Raw genomic sequence first — 18,767 nt, forward strand, 5'->3', positions numbered from 1 at the left:
CAGCCCCATGAAAAAAAGAGCAGTACAATGCTGCTCCTCTCAACCCGAGATAGGCATAAAACTCTCACTCAAACAAGAAACTCAGCCATAATCTGCTCAATATCAAACGGAGTTACTCCGTTTTCCACGGAAAAAATCGCATCTGCCAGCTCCGGAGTATTCACTTGCTCCCCTCTTGCCTGGGCATGGAGCGTAAATAAATCGTACAGGTCTGGCTTCCGCAATGCAGTCATGGCTTTCCCCATCAAGACCATCCCTTTTTGGTTCCCCTCTATGTTGTTGTAGTAGCCGGGATTTCTCGTCAGCGCCAAGTCGGTCCAGATGATTGTGCGTTCCACCAGATCGAAAATGACGGGGATCGCAATCTGCGTATCGGCTGCGACATCGATTTTATTTTCCACCGTCGCTGGCTCGAAGATCTCGCCAGACCCCGGTTTCTTTCGCATCATCCAGCCCACGAAACACTCCGGCAAGTCGCAATAAGGCTGATCGGTAAAAGAATGAAGCGCAGCCACAATATAACGACCGCCATAATCGACAATGGACGGAATATGCAGATCAATGAACTCGCACGCTCCCTGGGGAGCTGCCACGATATCACCGCTGTGCACGGCCCGATACTTGGAGGATCGGAGATTGGTATAGGAAATATGCTCGACATACTCCCAGTTTCGATCATACATGACAGCGGACAAATCAATATCTACACGATCCGTAGGCTTGCCGTCAACCATGCCCTCCTTCCACCAGTTGAAGAAACGAATCGTATCCCCCTCTGGTATCGGCAAACGGCTTCCCCGGAAAATCGTACGCAAGGCTTTGCTTGCCGATCTTTGGGAGAACGGGACATGGTACCGCTTCAAGCGTTCATCGATATACGTCTTCCCGAGCGGAGCCAGCGCCGAAAACCGCTGGATGAGCACCTGATCGCACAACTGCACGATGTCTTGGCATACCGCTGCATCTATCTCGGGGAGAGCATTGGGGATCGCAAACGCTTTGGCCACAATTCCTTTTGGGAAAAAGATTCGCAGATCGTGAGGCTCATGGCGATGTGCAAAATGAGACTTCACTTGCAAGAGCACAGGCGTCGATACTTGGCTCGCGACCTCGCCGAATGCCAGCACTACATACTCCGTCTCATCGGTTGATCTTAGCAACTGATCCAATCTTCTTGCAAACTCGCCCGGACGCTGCATCAATAGATCGATCAGTGACCACACATCACGAGATTGGAAGGCGAGTTCAACGCTTGCGTTGAAGGTCGCAAATGACTTGTTATTGCGCAAAATATCGAAGGCTTCCTGACATCGCGGAAACTGATGCTTGTATTTCGATGGATGCAGGATTTCGCCCAATCGAATCCAGCGCTGTTTATATCTCAGCATATCCTCTGTTATCGGGTGGCATTGTTCCAGCAAGCCAAGCAGCAGCCGTCTCTCTGAGCGCTTGAATTTGCGGAAACGCGCAGCCTCGGCGAGACTGACATCGCCTTGTGACCAGGCTACAGCCAGACGAAGGACATCTGTTGCGGTCTTTATGTAACGCCCGATAAGCTTTATATCTGCCTTGTCATGCTTTAATAGGGAACCGACCACGAATCCGACATTCTCCTTGAACGGAATCTCCGAAGGGAGAATCTCATCCAAGTCAGCCGAATCCGCCCACCCGATCGCCGCATCGATGTCTTCTCTGTCTGTCTCGGAGATCGACACCTTGGCTTGAATCAGCCGGCGGATCATGGCATGAAACTCCGCTTTGGTTCCAAGATCGATCACTTTCAGGTTTCCTTTATCCAATAAAGGCTGTCTGTGCACCGTCTCGTACTCAGGCAAATCCAGAGTCAGATAGTGATAGATGGCATTCAGGTAAAGCTCGGCATCGTGATACTCCATCACTTGCATCGGGAAGCCCGGGTACATCGGCTTGTACTCCACGTGAGCGCCAACCAGCAGCTTTAGATCGGCTACCAATTGATGATAGAACGCTTCGAACTGCTCTTTGGACAAGCTACGAACGGTGTACATGAATTGAGGCGAGAACGTAAACCCGAGATGTTCGATATTTTTCATGGCCGTAGCCAAATAAGCTTCCGAAAGTCGGGGAGACCCTTGCACCGCGTTTTCCGTGTTCACAATCAGTTTGTTTGCTCGCCGCAAATAGATGGTATTGATCATCGCAAAGACTCCAGGCAATTTTATATCCGTACTCCGTGTTAGAGAATGAAGGATAAGGTGGATATGAAAGCCCGGATGCCTCCTCTCCTGATGATCCTTCAGGAAAGCTGCGACCCTACTTTTCCAATTTTGTCATAGAAGGAAGGATCGCAATAGCCTGAAGGCCAAAGGCCGAGGTCAAAGCGCGAAGCCCGGTGACATCGAACCCTTGATGGATTCATCATCGCAGACTTCTGGAGGTGCGAACAGGGTGAATGTATTACGACACCTCCATTATCCCAACTACTTGTTATTCATCCTGCTGTGGACACGAAAAGTTACCGTTGCCCCTGTACCTACCGCACTTTTAAACAGAAGCCCCGTCCCGGAGTGACCGTTTTCATCGCCGATCTGTATTTATCAATCCAACCCCTGACCTGCCATCTGCTTTTCTGTCCAATATTCGTTGTAATAAAACGTCGTCCATTCCGACTCCATCGTCTTCAACCGACTGCTGCGTTTCATGGACAGAAATCGGAATCATAATCTTTCTCCCGCGAGCGCGCTTCATGATGCCAAATCTGGTAACGGCAAGTTGAAAATTGAAAAGGCCATCCTTGTGGGACGGCCTTTTCATCACGGGATATACATTACCCCTCGTATGCTTGCTCTAATGATCTCATATCGATTTTCGCTTTCGTTTGAAGTAATGCCTTCATTACTCCTTCTGATCTTTCCGGATCGGGGCTGCATATCATTTCGGTTAAATTGCTTGGGACAATTTGCCACGATACTCCGAACTTGTGTTTCAACCACCCGCACACCTGTGCCTTCTCGTCTCCACCCTCGGAGAGCTTGTCCCAGAAGTAATCCAATTCTTCTTGATGATCACAATGGACAATAAAAGATATAGCCTCTGTGAATTTGAATTGCGGACCGCCAAGCAGCGTCAAGAATTTGACTCTCGTGCTTGTTCTTCGTCAAGCTGAAGAAAAGAGTGGGACGTCAGCTTGTTCATGAAATCCCTGATGAACTCCAGTTGTTCCCTTGTATACCCGGCCATAAAGTGGGCCGCAGCGGCCTGGATGCGTTCTTCCAGCCGCTCATGTAGCTTATAGATCGTCTCTCCCTGCGGTGTAAGCACAAAATACAGTTCCTTTTTATTGCCCGGAATAGTCTCGAACGCGATCAAGCCGAGCACCTTAAGACGTTTCGTTAGTTTAGAAACGGTTCCCTTAGGAATGCCGAATTGGCTAGACAGCGTGCTTCCATTCGTCCGGCCGAGCTTGCCGATTCCATCCAACACATGAAGCATCATAAACGTCATCTCGCTCAATATGGCCTGCACTTGCTCATCCGAGGTTTGCGCCAACATCCAAGCCTTTTCCTCATCGTCCTCTTCCTGTATTTTTTTTGCAAATCGTGTAAATACCTCAAACACTTCCCGGAGCAACCGTTCATCGTGAGGCTGATTCATGTTCCCTTTGTTCCTTTCCTTTTCACCGTAGCATTGTCCTCAGTATAACAAATTAAATCAAGATTCGTAAATAATGTTTCCCGGAAACAATATTGACACCCGAAATCCCTTCTGTTATATTGTTTCCAGGAAACAAAAGTGAATAAGGAGTGCCTTGCCATGAATAACACCTTTAATGAAGTGCTGGCAGCTATTATGAGTCATCGCTCGATCCGCAAATTCAAAAACGAAAAGCTGACACCATCCCAGATCGAAACTATCGTTCGGGCCGCCCAGATGGCCTCGTCATCCAGATTCATGCAAGCCTACTCGATTATCGGGCTTACCGATTCCGCCCTGAAGCGGGAGTTAAGCGAAATCACAAAGACGCCGTATATTGAGGAGAACGGACACCTGTTCATTTTCTGCGCGGATTTAAAACGACTCACGGTTATGGGTACCGAGCAAGAGAAGCAGGATATGCGAATGATGCTGGAAAGCTCTGTTTTTTATCAAATCGCTGTCACCGACACAGCGCTCGCCGCTCAGAACGCCGTACTGGCTGCAGAATCTTTAGGGCTTGGCGCCGTTATTATAGGATCAGTCTCCAAAGATATTCGGCGGCTTGACCAGATGCTTGCACTGCCGGAATATGTCGTCCCGCTCTTCGGCATCGCTGTCGGCGTACCCGACCAGCAGCCTGAGATTAAGCCCCGCCTTCCGCTAGAAGCCGTTTACTTCGAAAATAGGTACCCATCCGAAAGCGATTTGAAGGAATGAATCGAAGCGTACGATCATGACATGAGACACTACTACCAAACCCGCAGCGAGAATAACCGCGACGCCGGCTGGTCGCGAAGTCACATCGACCTGCTCAAATTGCAATTGCCGCTCAGCGGCATGACGGAGTATTTGCATGGCAAGGGTTTAAATGTAACCTGAAGAGATATAGCATGGGTACTGTGGATATAGCATGGGTATTGTGGGGGGAATATTTTGCCCTACTGATGGTACGGCTCTCCGTGCTGCCTGTAACGGCAAGTTTTCTCCGTTATGACCTTGACTTTCTTTGACTAATTCCTGCTGCACTTTCCAAGACCAGCAAGGCTTTTCAACCGCCCTTGACCTGCACTGTGTCGCCCTTTCGATGCGCTGCAGCCATAACAAAAAAACTTCCCTGTCGGAAGGTCGCCTTGTGTTATGATCGAGATATCGGACCGATTCGGTCATTCGGGTTCCGCCTATACCTTGATTCGGGAGGCCGGAAGATGAACGTCATGCTGTGGATATTCGGTTCGCTCGCCGCAGTCGCAATTCTATTCGTGGCGGCGGCGGGAACTTACGCGGTGCTCAAGGGAAGAAGCAACGAATTCGACACCAGGCGGGACGAGAACGGCAACGTGATCCTGCTCGATACGCCCAGGATGCGCATCTTTGCCGCCTCCTCGTACGACCAGACGATCGAGATGGAGAAGCGGGGACACGTGAACTCCGACGGCATGAGCTGGAACGACCGCTGGCTGGGTACGATTCGCTCGATCCGGAAAAATACCGAGAACCCGGAGTGGTACGTCCAATATATCATCGAGCAGCGGCGCAAGGCGGGGCTCCCCGAGCTCGAAGGGGTCGACGAAGCCTGGCCGTGAGGCGGTTTGCGGGCTATGCCCGGACCCACGTTCCTTTCCTACTGCGAAGCGTCGGATGGTAAACTGCCGATAAGTGACGTAGCGTAATCAAGCTTGAGTTTGACCCGACTGTCCAAAAGCATTTTTTGAACTGGCCCCTTCCGCCAAGACGGCGGAGGGGGACTTTCGCTTTCCGCAAGCGAAAGTCCCCCTCCAGGTACCGCATCGTTTGGTGGACCCCAAAACGCTTGCAGAAACCCGTTTGCGCCGACTTTTCAGCCGTGCGTGGCCCTTCCCAAACCCATGCCCGGCAATGCGCTTTTCCAAGACCGAAAAAACTTGCCGTCACTTATGATACGGTTCATCCAAATTCATTGGTAACATATATGAACATACTTAAAATTCTATTATTATGTATAATAATACTATGGAAAAATAAGTTATCTATTATGGAGTTTGTATTATGACAAAAAATGAATCTAACAATTTCGTATTGCATGCAAAAAGTGAACAGTTTTACTGGGAAGGAAATGGTCAACTGTCCATTAAAACATTCTTTAATGGTAAAGCCCATTATAAAACTAACAAAGGCTTTTTTGCTGTTGAAGAGAGTAGATACCTACTCCTCAATAAAGGTGCATACACAATTTCAATTGATGAACCTAAAGTTGTAGAATCCTTTTGTCTTTTCTTTAAAGATGGGTTTGCAGAAGAAGTCCTTCATTCCTTAAAAGAAACAAATGATCGTCTTCTAAGCGATCCGTTTAAGGATACAAGTTCTATTGGCTTTTTTGAAAAAACCTATCATAAAAATAGTATTTTATCTTCTCAACTGGAAAATTTCATGAAGATATTACCTAGTCTTGATATTGATTCCGTTGGTTATGAGGAACAATTTCATAAGATAATGTATTCCATTATAAATGAACACTTAAATACATATACAGAAATAGAATCATTACATGCAATTCGCAATTCTACACGTGAAGAATTATATAGAAGAGTAAGTATTGCACATGATTATATTAGATCATATTTTAATCAACCTATAAAACTAGATGAAATTTCTAGGATTGCATGTTTATCACCTAACCATTTATTAAGAACATACAATCAAATATACGGTAGAACACCCCATCAGCATATTTCAGAATTTAGAATACAAAAAGCAAAGCAACTATTATCAAAAGTAGATAAAAATATGACTGATATAACCTTTGAACTTGGATTTCAAAACCCTGTGTCCTTTAGTAAAATGTTTAAACAGCATGTTGGTATATCTCCTATAGAATATCGAAAAAAGGTGATATTGGATAAGAAAAATTAGAGGGAATTATTTATGCTTATCTTGAATAGATATTTGAAAGGAGAAATGTATTATGGAAACAACGATGGTTCAAAAGGTTGGACAGATTGGTGTACCTGTCAAAGACTTGAATAGAGCATTAGATTTTTACAAAGAGAAATTAGGTCTCTCCCTTTTATTTAACACTGATAGTATGGCTTTCTTTGAATGTGATGGGTTGCGACTAATGTTATCACTACCAGAAAAAGATGAATTCGCTCATTCAAGTTCAGTTATTTATTTTCAAGTAACTAATATTAAAGATACTTATGAGCGCTTAGTAGGTAAAGAAGTTATCTTTATTGATGAACCACATGTTGTAGCGAAAATGGGACAAACAGAAACATGGATGGTATTTTTTAAAGATACAGAAGATAATACTCATGCATTTATGAGTGAAGTACAAGTATAAGAAAACCAAAAGGAGACCGTTTAAATAACCAACGGTCTCCTTCAATTTAAATTAGCCTCTTTAAGAAATCTTTATCCAGAGTTACTTCCACTCTCTGCTTTACCACTATTTGTGATACGGTTCCCCCCGCCCAATCCGAAACGCCCGATAAACGAGCTGGTGCGGTGGTACAATATCCAAAAATTACCCGAACAGTGATAATCCATGGGACTCCCCCGTGTGAATGTCAACCAAAATGTTGACCACAGTGCTCATCAAAAAATTGACCACCATGGCAAAAATCAATCCACCCGTCGGGTGGGTAACTTTTTCATGATCACGATCTTTGAATGCTCTGCTTAAAGCGATAGCTGTCTCCATTCATTGCAAAGATATGGGCACGATGGGTAAGCCGATCAACCAGGGCTGACGTCATTTGCTCATCTTTGAAAATCTGTGTCCATTCCGTAAATTCCAGATTACTGGTAATGATCATGCTTCCTTTCTCATAGCGGGCCGCACAAAATTGGAATAATAACTCCGCCCCGGTCCGACTCAGAGGGACAAACCCGACTTCATCCAAAATAATCAAATCTGTTTTCAACCATTGCCTCTCTAGCTGGAGGATTCGCTTTTGGGACTGAGCTTCCATAAGCTCGTTACATATTTTAGCGGCAGTCCAAAACTGAACGGAATAGCCATGATGGCAAGCTTCCTTCCCGAGTGCAATGGAGAGATGAGTTTTGCCAGTGCCAGAGTTTCCGATAAACATGATGTTCTCTGCCTTTTCGATGTACTCACAACGAGCCAGTTGAAGCAATTTGGGCTTATTGAGGGACGGAATCGCCGAGAATTCAAATTGATCGAGCGTTTTCATAGAAGGGAATTTGGCGTGCTTGATGCGACTCGCGATTTGGTTAGCATCCCTTTGCTGAACTTCTTGCTCTAGTAGGGCTAAGAGGAACTCCTCGTAGGGAATTTGCCGTTCAGCAGCATCATGGGCGATTTCCTTATAGACACGTTTAATCGCAGGTAAGCGAAGGCGTTTCGCGTAGGTTTCAAGCAGGAAACTCGTACTCAATGAACCACACTCCTTTTCTGTAACAAACGATTGTACTGGCTAAGATCTGGGGCCTTTACCTGAATACGTGGAACAGAGCTATCCTCCACCAACGAGAGTTGGGGTAGACGGTGTTCCGGCAATGTTCGCTGAAACAATAATTGCCTTACGGCATCATATTGGAACATCCCTTTTTGGCAGGCCTCCTCCAGTGCTTCTTCGACAAGAGAAGTATCGAATTCACGGTGCAAAAGCAAGAGTCGAACGAACTCCTTCATCCCTCCTGGTCGGTTGCGGCACTTGTCCAAGAACTTTTGGTAAATGGCGGGTAATCCTGCCTGATGCAATGGTCTAGCATAAAGAACTGCTCCTGGACGAATAAGAAGTAAATCCAGATAATGATCGTATTGCAAAATCTCCTTTCCCTTTTCCAAACACCGCTCATGCGTCGCAATCAGGCTTTTTCCGTGATACACCTCAACTTTTTCAGCAAACACTCGGCAAGTAAGCTGGGTCGATGCATAGGAAACGGGGACGGAATAGGCATTTTTCTCAATGTGGATCATGGATAGCGTATTGCTTTTCACGGGTACAACACGGAAACAATCCAATGGCCGTGGAGGCAATGGAAGCATGATAGGCAACTCTTGAGCAAATGCTTCTCCAACCGTTAGTGAAGACCTTGGAACGGTTGTATTCTCGTAAGAGATACATTTTTCGAGGAGGATTTGATTGAGCTCCTCCAGAGAAGAAACACTGGGTACAGGGGTAAAAAATTGCCTCTGAGCAAACTGTACGAGGTTTTCCACCTGGCCTTTTTGATGCCCTTTTCCGGGATCACAGAAATAGCTTTCAAACAGGTAGTGGGCACGTAGCTGAGTAAATCGCTCTTGTTCCTCGCGATTTTTACCCTCCAATACCTTCTTAACGGCTGTTGTCAGGTTGTCGTATGTGATGACTTGGGGAACAGCACCGAAAAATTCAAAAGCATCTACATGACCTTGGAGAAGAGCCTCTTGCTTCTGATGAGCAAATGTTTTGATAAAAATCTTTCTGCTGTATGTGCAACGCATACAAAAGACTTGAACCTTTACTTGTTTCCCTTGTAAATGAACCGTAACCTCACCCCAGTCAAATTGAGCAAAGCGCCCTGGCGGGAAATCGAGAGGGACAAATGCTTTAGGGGGAGAAACCCGCAACTCTCTGACGTAGCGTCGTACAGTAGATTCACCGCCGGTGAATCCATGTTCGTCAACGAGTCTCTGGTAAATGCGTTTGGCAGTATGACGCTGCTTCGGGGGAGCTTGTTCATCTTGATGCAGCCACTCCAAGATGATGGGCTTGACAGAATCAATGACTGGCTTTGGCTTCGGTTTTGAAAGCTGATACACAGGAATCTCAGAGGATTTCAAAGCCTTTCGTATCACTTGACGGGAATAGCCGGTCTCTCGAGAAATTTGGCGAATCGACTTTCCTAGCAGAATGTGTTGTTTCCTGATAAACTCGTAATTAGCCATCTGAAGCATTTCCTTTCCTCCTATATCTTGTGGTCCGACAACTTCAAGATACAGGAAAGAGGTGCTCAGGTGGTCAACTTTTTTATGAGCAATGTACCACTAGGTGGTCAATTATTAGATTAGCATTCACACCCCCGGATGGGAGACAAGCACAACATCATATTCTTGGATCTGGAATTCATCAATTATCAATGTTCCTCCAGTTAACTCAACTGGAACCACTTGGATTCAGGCGTATGTAAAAGCGGATATCTATTGCGACGGCTCTTTTCAAAAGACTATAAATACAAGAACTGAACCAACAGGATTTTAAAAAGTGAGGGTAGAATCTCCTCACTTTCTTATTTAGTTTTTCCTAGAACCAGTTCTTCATGGAAACTTCCCCAATAAATATTTACCGTAATTTCTTCGTCTGGGACTTGAGTGAGATCACCCCCTGATCCACCACTTATAAACGTAATTGATTGATCTTTTCTAAGTCTAGCTCCGGCTACCTCTCCGCCACCAAAGGTAGTTTTAAAAGAAAAATTTATGGGAGTATCGGGTGCATCAGCATCTTTAAATGTCAAAGTCAGTTCTTGATCAAGTTGTTGTCGGGCTCCTGTAATCTTAAGATTCCCTTTCCAGTGGTCACTTTCCCCATTGAAAGTCAAGCTACTATTTTGAGTGGCATAAACCCAAATAGTCATAAAGACCACCGCTAACCCAAAAATGAGTAATACTGATTTCTTGCTCACTTTAATCCCCTCCCCCTTACCTTAGTTTTATTAGTAAGTATCACAATTTTATTCAGCTTTTTACTTTCGTGATTTTTCACCAATTATCTGTATTTTGATATTTTTTCCGTAATATCACAAAACGTGCAAATCCATCTACAATCCCTTTACCCCTGCCTTAGCCTTCCTCTGTAGTAATGTTTGACCGTTTATGTCTATCTGATTGAATAGCGTAAATGTAACCGTCCAAACGCTGACTCAGCTCTACCACAACTTCATCCGTAAAGCTTCCCTTCTCCTGCACCAGTCGAACAAGTTCGCGCCGTAAATCTTCTATTGTCTGGTACAAGTCTCTTTCCTCTACGAAACACAAAGGGTTGCAATGTATAGAAACGATATATGTTGTCGCTCGTGGTGAAGGCGTTCCTTTTGCTTGGCAGCATAGAGGAACGTCCTTTTTACGTTCAACAGCTCCCATGTTGTCAACCTCCTTCGAGTCGCCAGAATATGTTGTACACCAAGCAATCCGGTTATCTGGATCATCTCCAACTGTAGTTTACAAGATGGGGCAAGAAAACCTTGGAAAAAAATGCCTTTGACCCACCCGTTTCTCTTTGAAAATAAAAAGGAACGCCCTTGAAAAGAGCGTTCCTTTTGAACCGAGTTTTGATCATATAGATCATAAAGTAGGAATCATGACTGGTTTATTATCCCTGTGGGTTGTCAGTGTATACAACAATAGGTTTGTCTTTTCCGACATTCTTTCCGGCATTCTTTCCGGCATCAATAGAACCGATAAAAAAGGCGCAGGCAATTACCAATGTGACCGAGGAAAAAATATGAAAGAATTTCTTCATTTTACATCCCTTCCTTTTCCTTCAATTTATATTTACTATATTATATACCTCATTAAGCCTTTTCAGAAGTCCCAAATGTTCTTTACCGAACTCACAGTGATGCTTATTGATTTCTACCGCGCAAGACAAGATTTTGTCGCGATCATTTATTTTCCCAAAGTACATAATACTTTGCAAATAGGCCTCCATCCCCTCATCAAACAAACCACGCGAGACCAGAAAGGAACCCTTATAGCGAAAAAATTTGCCTAGCTCTGAAAATGTGTATGTATTCTGAAAATCAAACGCAAAATGTTTCTCCTCGGTGTCGATGATCTGTTGAATCGAGTCTGTATCGTTTATGCCTAGCAATGCCTCTAGCAGCTGATTCACCCGATGGATCCGATTGTTCTTGGTTGCCTCTGTTACACACTCGCGCAATAACGGTATAGCCTCGTTGTAGTACCCTTTTTTCGATAAAATGATAGCCCGGAGGTATTTGGAACGTACCTTGATAAATTCATAGCCCAAGCTCTCATACTGTTGAATATGCTCTTCCATCTCATCATATCGGCCTAAATGAAAGTAAGAGTTGCATATAGCCAGAGCGACCCGCTCTTTCACCTCATTGTTTGTTGGGTCCTCGGCATGTCCCGTTTTTCCGTACGCAATACATTCCTCGTATTTTTCCATATCGTGGGCATCGTACGCCATCAGATAGTAGAGCGTGATCTTCTCTTCCTGGCTTAAAAAGTCTGTGTAATACAAAACCTCTTTTCCAAGACGATAAGCTTCCTCCAGTTGACTGACCTCTGTCCGATCAATGCGGTATTTTTGAAATAAAGCCTTCGCTGTATAGGGTTGAATACCGCGCAGCCTGCAATACTGTACGATATTGTTGAAAAGCAGGCATTTCACACCTGTATCGTCAACTGAAATTGCAGTATGGTACAACTCTTCGACGATCTCCTCGCTTTTCGCTTGGGGGCATTCCAGCAAACGAACGGTTGCTTTCTCGATGAGGTTTGCGTTTACTAAATGAATCGCTTCCGACAATAATTCACGCAAAACGGACAACCGATTCTCCGTCATGATGCAAGTTTCGATTACTTCTTCGCGTGGAGCGTTTAGCGCTTTGAATATAGGTATAATTGTTTTTAACTCGGGTCTCTTTGTGTCGCCGTTTTCAATCTTTCTGATGATGCTTTTTTCAATGCCTGTTAGCTTTGACAACTCCCCCCAAGATAAGTCGCCCCTGTATTTCTTTATGAGGTCGCCTATCGTTGTATATGTTCCAATCGTTGAACTCAAAATAAATCGCCCCCGGAAAAACTATCCTATATTTTACAAATTTTACAATGACGAACTGGGTAATTCAAGTTTTCTTTGATCGATAAAAGTTTCTTTTGGTGTTTCGACAGGTTAGTCGCTGTAACTTTCCTCGCAGGTACCGCCATTTTTTCCCTCCTAGCAGGAACATAGGTATTATTTATTACACTCTGGGACTCAAGTGCTAGTAATGGAAACAATTCAAAAAACCGTTGCGGTTATTTGTAGTAGGGCTCACCGTGTTGTCTGTTACGAAAAGTTTTGAGGCCATCCTTTTGGGATGGCCTTTTTGTAGAGTACTCTTTTTGCAGATCTTAATATATTGAGATATCCGTTCCATAAAAGTGAAGTTGAAGGCGTTTTGCAACAGACTGCGACGAGTAATTTTCCCATGATGTACTATATAAAGGGATTCTTTGAGACTGGCGTATAGCGTTAGCCCAGGAAGATGCCAATCGAATTGCATATCCTTTTCCTCGATAGTCCTCCAATGTCTCCACCCCGACCTCCGCTGCTTTCCTGTGTATTCTCATCGTAATCCCAAATAAACACCCAGTTTTTCTTTTACAATATCTATAAGCTCTGCAGGAATGAGTACAATCTCATATCTAACCTGATCCGTACGCTTCGAAGATTTATTCAGTGGATTCATCCGGAATTACCTCTTACTGATCTTCTTATTAGCCACCTTAGCATATTTTGAAGCCTTTCAAACGGATATTGGTATCAACGCTGATTTTATATCGTTATAAAGTTGATCCACTAGTGATTCCTGATATACCGGGGTTCGCTGTTGAAGAGCTGTTTTAACGGTCTGGACAAATGGGGTGGGAAATCCTTGGTTTTCCACTTCAACAATCAGCTTGTGAAGATTGTTCCACCTCCACTCCTCGATATGAATATCTTGGGTCACGGAAGCGTAGTCCTCCGGGGTGTATCGCCAGAATAGTATGTTCCCTGTTCCATAGCGACGCCATAACCGTACGGCCATCTGAAAGCCTTCAGGATCGAAATCTCCTGAATAATGCAATTGACAACCTGCAGATACCAGTCGATCACATAAAGCAAGAACCGCCAGGGAGAACTGCCCGGAAGAACAGACCAAAGGAGGTAATGGTCTCTCTTTAAATTCATGTTCCCATTGATCCAATAATGATGAGAATACTGAGGGATTCTCCACTATCCACACATGTTTGGGCGATTCTTCCTGCAAATATGGCTCAAAATCCGTACATCTAACAACTGTGCGAAGAGGAAGGCTAACTACTTCTTTTTTGCTCCCCACTTTACTGCTTCCCCAATCATTTTTACCACGGATCCCGCTAACCACAACCTGTGAAGACAGATCATCCCGCAATATACGATGATCGTACAGAATTTGCATGGTATCCTCTGAATTGGTTGGAGCGTTTTTCCCTCTTATGTAACAAAGGGCATAGAGCAACAATCTTCCCAATGGTGAATTCATGTCAAAAGCATGCGGATTTCCTGTCATATGAGTAGACAGAACGGGCAGGCGTATATATGCTGTCGGCTCCATGCGATCAAGATAGTACATCGCCTTTACTACTAACAGCAACCATCGCTTGATATCTTGGGGAGACGTATTCCACCATTGCCGAACTGCCATCGCGCCTACTCCTTCGTGTTGGGACAACCCCTGTATCCACTCTTTCGCTAAGGGATGGTTGTAAGCACTTGTTTCAACTAATACTTCCTCCCAGAATTTATTCCAAACCTGGAGATTCTGGAGTTGTTCCTCTTTTTTACTGATCAGAGACTCGCCGAAATACCCCTCCAAAATATCCAGCAGTGGCACTTCAGAAAACTTAGTTTTCGTTAATCCCTGTTCTATATCTGTTACACGGATGATTTCATTAGTACCGGTATCTAATGGACGATTCAGCAAGCCTGTCAGTGCCTCTGCTTCTGCCGGGGTCATGCTCCGTATCGATACTTTCCCACCAAGGTAACCCAAACTTCTATATTTTCGCTTTAGTTCCCGAAAAAGTCGATCATAACCTTGGGATTGTGAACGAAAATAGGCCACCGCTTGCTGCAGCAGTTTATGGTCTGTCATCATCATCCGTATTCTCCTCTTCCAAGCTAACTGCCACCTCAGTCTGGCTCCAGTCCTCCCATTCTTCATTCAATACATACAAGGTGCTGCCATCCCACAGGTATCGGGCTACGGATACAAAAGCGGCATTTTTGAGCCGTATCAATTCGCAGATAGCCAGACGAGAGACCGTGTCATAATCTCCCCAAAGCGCTTGCGAGTTCATGATATAATTAAAACCTAGTTGTTCAACCAGCATAAACATGTCACGTATGTTGTTTTCGTCCACTCCGGCAAATGCTTCGTCAAGTGAAATGACCCTGGGTGCCTGCGGGTCAGCTTCCATATATCGGGAATAGGCAGCCGAAAAGAGCGGGATATACATGGCCATTGCCTTTTCTCCGCCGCTAAATGTGAAAAAGATGCGATCTGTCAGCTCTTTGTTTGCTTCTCCTTCCCGCTTATGGAACAGTTTAAAGGTGAACCAGTGGCGATAATCCAGAATCCTCCTCATGATTTGGTGGAGGGTTTGTCCGCCACCTTCCGCAGAGTCTGCCAGATCTCGCTTGGCCCGCTCGATACGGGAACGGAAATGGTTGGTGATTCGCTCGATGTCTTGATCCCTCATCAAGGCTGGGTCTTTTCGCAAATACTCGACCAGCTCAGCCGTGTCTATCTGAGACTCGTCTTCCGCAGTTCGGGGTATCCATTTTAAGGAGAAGGTGAGGCCGCTCGAACTGTTCCGCTGTCTCATCAGTTCATTCATTCTTTCAACCCATTTTTCCGCACGGTGAATTCGATGTTTGATCACCCGTCCAACACTCTGCAGGATTACCTCTTCAAAGATTTTCCGATCCTCTGCGGTCAGATACAGGCGGTGCAAGTCAATCTCGTGATCCAGCCTTTCCAGCAGCATGTACGGGTGGCATCTCTTTCCTTCATACTCTAACAGCACCGTGCGACGTCTTGCTCTTGTTTTCAGCTCGGTCCAAAGATGGGACAGCGACAGCGCTTCCGCTTGTTCCTCCCATCCTTCTTCCACCTTGAACTGTAGCGCGTAATCGAGTGATGGCTGATACTCAAGCAAGTTGATTTGCCGTTCTGTTTCAAAGATCCTTTGCAGTTGATTGTTAAAAGTTTCTCGCTCACGACTAGTCATTACTGCTTGCAACTTTTTCAGTACGCGAAATGCCACGTCATCCAGCCTGTGCATTTCACCTTCTGCCGGATCACCATCTTCCTTAAAGCCGTCGAGATAACCCCAGAGCCCAAGCGCATATTCGTCAGAGAAAACTTTCCACCAAGCGGTCTGAAGTTGTTCTCGCACTTCTGCGACCTTTTCCGCTTCGAGCAGATTTTCCTGAAGTTGCTTACTGCTGTTGTCGGCTTCCCCGATTGCCCTCGATGTGGCTTGCAACTCGTCGGGCAGCCTGTGTAGTCTATTCTTACAATAGCGGATTCTTTCCCGGATCTCTTCGGCTCCCTGAGTGGCCAGCATGCGGTCAATCGCTTGCAAGCGTTGCTTCTGCTTTTCCACTTCCCCCTCAGCGACATTAACCTCTCCGCGCAACCGATCCCATTCATAGTTCGTATCTTCCAGCATCTCCTCGGTCTCTCGCTGCCGTAGGAGCAGGTTACACTTTTCGCGGTAGGCGGTTTCCAGTTTGCGCAGATCGTCCATGTAGTCCTGCATGGACAGAAGGGCATGGCGAAGCGTATCTACATCCAACGGGATCGTCAGCCCCTCTGCTGTTTGTTTCAGGAGATCACGTTCCTTATAAAGCATTTCGATCGCTTCTCGCACTCTTTGGTTGCGTCTGTGTACTTCCTCCTGCCATACTGTCAACCGCTGTTTTGATTGTTCCACCGCTTGCAAAGCGTCCAACAAATCCTTTTCGGAGGGAATGCCCTGAAATTCTTCGGCAAGAATCTGGAGACGTTTTTCTATATCACTCATTTTTTCCTGAAGGCTTTCCAGTTCCTTGTCCAAATCCTCCAAACGCTGTTTCCAGAGCGCCAATTGCTCCTCACGATACCTGCGTCTCGCTTCGCGTCCCACATATACCGACTTCTCAATGACAGGAGCATGTCCGCTCAAGACGCCCACTCCAAAGCTTCCGCTTGCTGTAACAAACGCAGGTAAGGATGACCCGGTAGTTCTTTCCGCCAAAATTGTATGCAGTACCGCTTCAATCTCCTCTTGAATAATTCCTGTCCCTTCCGTAGGGGTTGGTATCAACCATTCGCTGATCGTATACGAAAGTAGTTGAGGATCCGGCACGATCACTTTGTCTTTTACATATTCGGCCCAAACATCTATGTGATCCAGATATGACGTGGGAATGATCAATGCGTCCAGCAGTCCCGCTTCCGACAAAGCAGATTCTATTGCAGCGCGTACCATCTCCGGCACTTCCTGTCGAAACTCCACTGCAGCATAGAGCGGCACATGTGGAATTCCCTGCTCACTCAGCCACTCTCTCGCTCTGGTTGTTTGCTCATGGCGGGGTGGTTCTGGATCTTTTCTAGTTTGCCACATGCGATACTCTTCTTCGGCTTGCTCACGCTCCCGTTGCTTTTCCTGCACCTGCCTTTGCACATTCCCATGGAGATCGCGCAAATCCTGGCGCAGTAGCTGATAGGCGTAAACGATCGGATCTCTAACCGTTTCAAAGCGAACTGACGATTCGAACTGAGCAATCTGCCGAATCGTTTCACGCACCGTCTCGGGTGATAGCAGAAGCTCGCTCACCTCTCCCTGCCATTGGTGCATACGGGCGATCAATTTCTCTTTTTCCTCCTCTACCACAAGTTCCCATTTTTCTTTTTCCCGTTGATATTCATCCACCTGCTTTTGAGCGTCACCCAGCGCACGCTCCGCTTCCATGCGAATCCGTTCCGCCTCTGCTGTCTTTACGGCCTGATGATGAGTCAGCTGTAGTTGGTTCCGATATTCCCGCGACTCCTTTTGCCACAGTTCCATCGAATATCCTGGCTGCGCCTTTTCAAACTCCCTGCGGGCCATCTCATGCGCAGGAAATTCGTTTTCCTCCACCGCCTGCTCCATATCTTCGAGCAGATCGGCCATTTGATCTTCGGCGTTTTTGATATTCACACCGATATCTTCAATGGTCAGTCGCAACTGATTGACCTTTACCCGTTTGCCATCGCTTTCTTTCTGCTTATCCTCCAAGCGACGCTGTTCCTGCTGTAGCTGCTGCTTAACCTTGATCCGTTCTTCTTCCGCCTTTGAGATGTCGTGATCCTGTAAACGCTCATGTTCTTCTGTAAGGGTTTGCTGTTCTATTCTGAAGGTATCCAGTTGGGATTGCAATCGAATTCTTTCATCATCCTTTTGGACTAGCAGGTGCCGGTACTCCTCCACCTTGTTTTGCGCAGCCCGAGCTGCGTTGACAGCATCGGCCAACCCCTTCGCTTTATCGTACCAGATATACCGGTTGTATTCGGTGTACTCCCTAGCAATCCTCGAGAGCGCCTTCTGGTCCCGCTCCAATTGTTCCAGTTGCAGTTTCGTACGGTCCATTGATTCAATCGCCTCGGACAAAGGGCGCAGCTCTTCATCAGAGAGACCCGGCAACGAATTTTCCAGGATATTGTAGATCACAGTCGGTTTAAAGTCTTTGGACAGTTTGGGACTCCGCAAATGAATCAGAAGCTTGATCAAATCTTCATAAGCTTCCAGTGAAGGGAACCCAAAAAGAAGTTTGTTCACCATCTCCGCGTAATCGCTTTGCGAGAAAACGACCCTGCCCCCGGGGCCGATCTCCTTCTCCAGTTCCCGTTTACCCAGCGGAATGCGCTCTTGCTCCTGCTTTTCCGCATTGTATACCAGCCGGTACAAAAACAGGTCATGCCCAATCCTTCTGTTGTCCTGAACGGAAAAGCCCCAGAAGTCCATCTGCGCATTGCGCTTGGCTCTTAAACCGATCCCGATCGTCATGAATTGATTCGTGTACGGTTTGCAAAATTCCAAATACAGATAGCCGGTTCTCTCATCACGGCCGGTTACTTCCTTTTCCCCCAGCAAGTAGTCTTCCATCCGCCTTGCCTTGGAACCAAAAGGGTCCAGGCGATCCGGACTTTTTTTGCCGTCCAGTACTACCGGCAGCAAACTTTGCATCGTTACCGACTTTCCAGAGCCGTTGGTTCCACGCAGCAACAGCTTGCCATTGGCAAATTCAAAACACTCGTCATCGTAATACCAGAAATTGACCAAACCCGCTCTGGACAACTGCCATCTATTCGCTTCCATCCTG

Annotated in this window: 16 protein-coding genes; 4 read left to right on the plus strand and 12 right to left on the minus strand. The window is 46.0% G+C overall.

The window, feature by feature from the left end:
* Positions 1-68: 68 nt before the first annotated feature.
* The 3 genes from NSQ24_RS25650 to NSQ24_RS25660 form a co-directional block, all read right to left on the minus strand.
* Positions 69-2,177: a TerD family protein gene (locus tag NSQ24_RS25650; RefSeq protein ID WP_339166901.1), complete on the minus strand. Its 2,109-nt coding sequence runs from the start codon at positions 2,175-2,177 to the stop codon at positions 69-71.
* A gap of 629 nt (positions 2,178-2,806) precedes the next feature.
* On the minus strand, positions 2,807-3,109 hold the full coding sequence (locus tag NSQ24_RS25655; protein ID WP_243014807.1) for a VOC family protein: 303 nt from the start codon (positions 3,107-3,109) through the stop codon (positions 2,807-2,809).
* Complete coding sequence (locus tag NSQ24_RS25660; protein WP_339166903.1) at positions 3,106-3,633, minus strand: MarR family transcriptional regulator; 528 nt, start codon at positions 3,631-3,633, stop codon at positions 3,106-3,108. Before NSQ24_RS25660 ends, NSQ24_RS25655 begins: the two co-directional genes overlap by 4 nt.
* Positions 3,634-3,792: 159 nt before the next feature.
* Between NSQ24_RS25660 and NSQ24_RS25665 the strand changes: the two genes are divergently transcribed.
* From NSQ24_RS25665 to NSQ24_RS25680, 4 genes are all read left to right on the plus strand, one after another.
* On the plus strand, positions 3,793-4,392 hold the full coding sequence (locus tag NSQ24_RS25665; protein WP_339166905.1) for a nitroreductase family protein: 600 nt from the start codon (positions 3,793-3,795) through the stop codon (positions 4,390-4,392).
* A gap of 488 nt (positions 4,393-4,880) precedes the next feature.
* A complete protein-coding gene (locus NSQ24_RS25670) occupies positions 4,881-5,258 on the plus strand; it encodes a hypothetical protein (protein ID WP_003388788.1) in 378 nt (125 codons plus the stop codon).
* Positions 5,259-5,700: 442 nt separating this feature from the next.
* Positions 5,701-6,564: an AraC family transcriptional regulator gene (locus tag NSQ24_RS25675; protein ID WP_024983654.1), complete on the plus strand. Its 864-nt coding sequence runs from the start codon at positions 5,701-5,703 to the stop codon at positions 6,562-6,564.
* 52 nt (positions 6,565-6,616) lie between these two features.
* On the plus strand, positions 6,617-6,994 hold the full coding sequence (locus tag NSQ24_RS25680; RefSeq protein ID WP_024983653.1) for a VOC family protein: 378 nt from the start codon (positions 6,617-6,619) through the stop codon (positions 6,992-6,994).
* A 316-nt stretch (positions 6,995-7,310) separates the two neighbouring features.
* Here NSQ24_RS25680 and istB read toward each other — a convergent pair whose 3' ends face one another.
* The 9 genes from istB to NSQ24_RS25725 all read right to left on the minus strand — a co-directional run bounded on the left by istB (position 7,311) and on the right by NSQ24_RS25725 (position 18,763).
* On the minus strand, positions 7,311-8,054 hold the full coding sequence (gene istB / locus NSQ24_RS25685; protein WP_025846873.1) for an IS21-like element helper ATPase IstB: 744 nt from the start codon (positions 8,052-8,054) through the stop codon (positions 7,311-7,313).
* The gene (istA, locus tag NSQ24_RS25690; RefSeq protein WP_024985261.1) at positions 8,051-9,559 is read right to left on the minus strand and encodes an IS21 family transposase; all 1,509 of its coding nucleotides are present in this window, start codon (positions 9,557-9,559) and stop codon (positions 8,051-8,053) included. Before istA ends, istB begins: the two co-directional genes overlap by 4 nt.
* A 332-nt stretch (positions 9,560-9,891) precedes the next feature.
* Positions 9,892-10,287, minus strand: coding sequence for a hypothetical protein (locus tag NSQ24_RS25695; protein WP_122958819.1), 396 nt, complete (start codon positions 10,285-10,287; stop codon positions 9,892-9,894).
* Positions 10,288-10,444: 157 nt separating this feature from the next.
* Positions 10,445-10,744, minus strand: coding sequence for an aspartyl-phosphate phosphatase Spo0E family protein (locus tag NSQ24_RS25700; protein WP_003388790.1), 300 nt, complete (start codon positions 10,742-10,744; stop codon positions 10,445-10,447).
* Positions 10,745-10,973: 229 nt separating this feature from the next.
* Positions 10,974-11,123 carry a hypothetical protein gene (locus NSQ24_RS25705; protein WP_157211817.1) on the minus strand — a complete coding sequence of 50 codons (150 nt, stop codon included), beginning with the start codon at positions 11,121-11,123 and terminating at the stop codon, positions 10,974-10,976.
* Between the two features lie 21 nt (positions 11,124-11,144).
* Positions 11,145-12,413: a helix-turn-helix transcriptional regulator gene (locus NSQ24_RS25710; RefSeq protein WP_339166910.1), complete on the minus strand. Its 1,269-nt coding sequence runs from the start codon at positions 12,411-12,413 to the stop codon at positions 11,145-11,147.
* Positions 12,414-12,745: 332 nt separating this feature from the next.
* Entirely contained in the window at positions 12,746-12,964 is a 219-nt protein-coding gene (locus NSQ24_RS25715; protein WP_081787888.1) for a GNAT family N-acetyltransferase, read from the minus strand.
* 176 nt (positions 12,965-13,140) lie between these two features.
* Positions 13,141-14,517: a TIGR02679 domain-containing protein gene (locus tag NSQ24_RS25720; RefSeq protein ID WP_024985532.1), complete on the minus strand. Its 1,377-nt coding sequence runs from the start codon at positions 14,515-14,517 to the stop codon at positions 13,141-13,143.
* The gene (locus tag NSQ24_RS25725; RefSeq protein ID WP_339166912.1) at positions 14,498-18,763 is read right to left on the minus strand and encodes a TIGR02680 family protein; all 4,266 of its coding nucleotides are present in this window, start codon (positions 18,761-18,763) and stop codon (positions 14,498-14,500) included. The genes NSQ24_RS25720 and NSQ24_RS25725 overlap by 20 nt, the downstream gene beginning before the upstream one ends.
* Positions 18,764-18,767: the final 4 nt, after the last annotated feature.

The organism is Brevibacillus sp. FSL L8-0520 (genome assembly GCF_037963895.1).
In the GTDB taxonomy this organism is placed as follows: Bacteria; Bacillota; Bacilli; order Brevibacillales; family Brevibacillaceae; genus Brevibacillus; species Brevibacillus borstelensis.

What these genes read in the sequence shown, in the direction of transcription:
- NSQ24_RS25650 (WP_339166901.1), bottom strand. Translation starts at nt 2,177, where the DNA reads ATGATCAATACCATCTATTTGCGGCGAGCAAACAAACTGATTGTGAAC.
- NSQ24_RS25660 (WP_339166903.1), bottom strand. Translation starts at nt 3,633, where the DNA reads ATGAATCAGCCTCACGATGAACGGTTGCTCCGGGAAGTGTTTGAGGTA.
- NSQ24_RS25665 (WP_339166905.1), top strand. Translation starts at nt 3,793, where the DNA reads ATGAATAACACCTTTAATGAAGTGCTGGCAGCTATTATGAGTCATCGC.
- NSQ24_RS25670 (WP_003388788.1), top strand. Translation starts at nt 4,881, where the DNA reads ATGAACGTCATGCTGTGGATATTCGGTTCGCTCGCCGCAGTCGCAATT.
- NSQ24_RS25675 (WP_024983654.1), top strand. Translation starts at nt 5,701, where the DNA reads ATGACAAAAAATGAATCTAACAATTTCGTATTGCATGCAAAAAGTGAA.
- NSQ24_RS25680 (WP_024983653.1), top strand. Translation starts at nt 6,617, where the DNA reads ATGGAAACAACGATGGTTCAAAAGGTTGGACAGATTGGTGTACCTGTC.
- istA (WP_024985261.1), bottom strand. Translation starts at nt 9,559, where the DNA reads ATGCTTCAGATGGCTAATTACGAGTTTATCAGGAAACAACACATTCTG.
- NSQ24_RS25700 (WP_003388790.1), bottom strand. Translation starts at nt 10,744, where the DNA reads ATGGGAGCTGTTGAACGTAAAAAGGACGTTCCTCTATGCTGCCAAGCA.
- NSQ24_RS25705 (WP_157211817.1), bottom strand. Translation starts at nt 11,123, where the DNA reads ATGAAGAAATTCTTTCATATTTTTTCCTCGGTCACATTGGTAATTGCC.
- NSQ24_RS25715 (WP_081787888.1), bottom strand. Translation starts at nt 12,964, where the DNA reads ATGAGAATACACAGGAAAGCAGCGGAGGTCGGGGTGGAGACATTGGAG.
- NSQ24_RS25720 (WP_024985532.1), bottom strand. Translation starts at nt 14,517, where the DNA reads ATGATGATGACAGACCATAAACTGCTGCAGCAAGCGGTGGCCTATTTT.
- NSQ24_RS25725 (WP_339166912.1), bottom strand. Translation starts at nt 18,763, where the DNA reads ATGGAAGCGAATAGATGGCAGTTGTCCAGAGCGGGTTTGGTCAATTTC.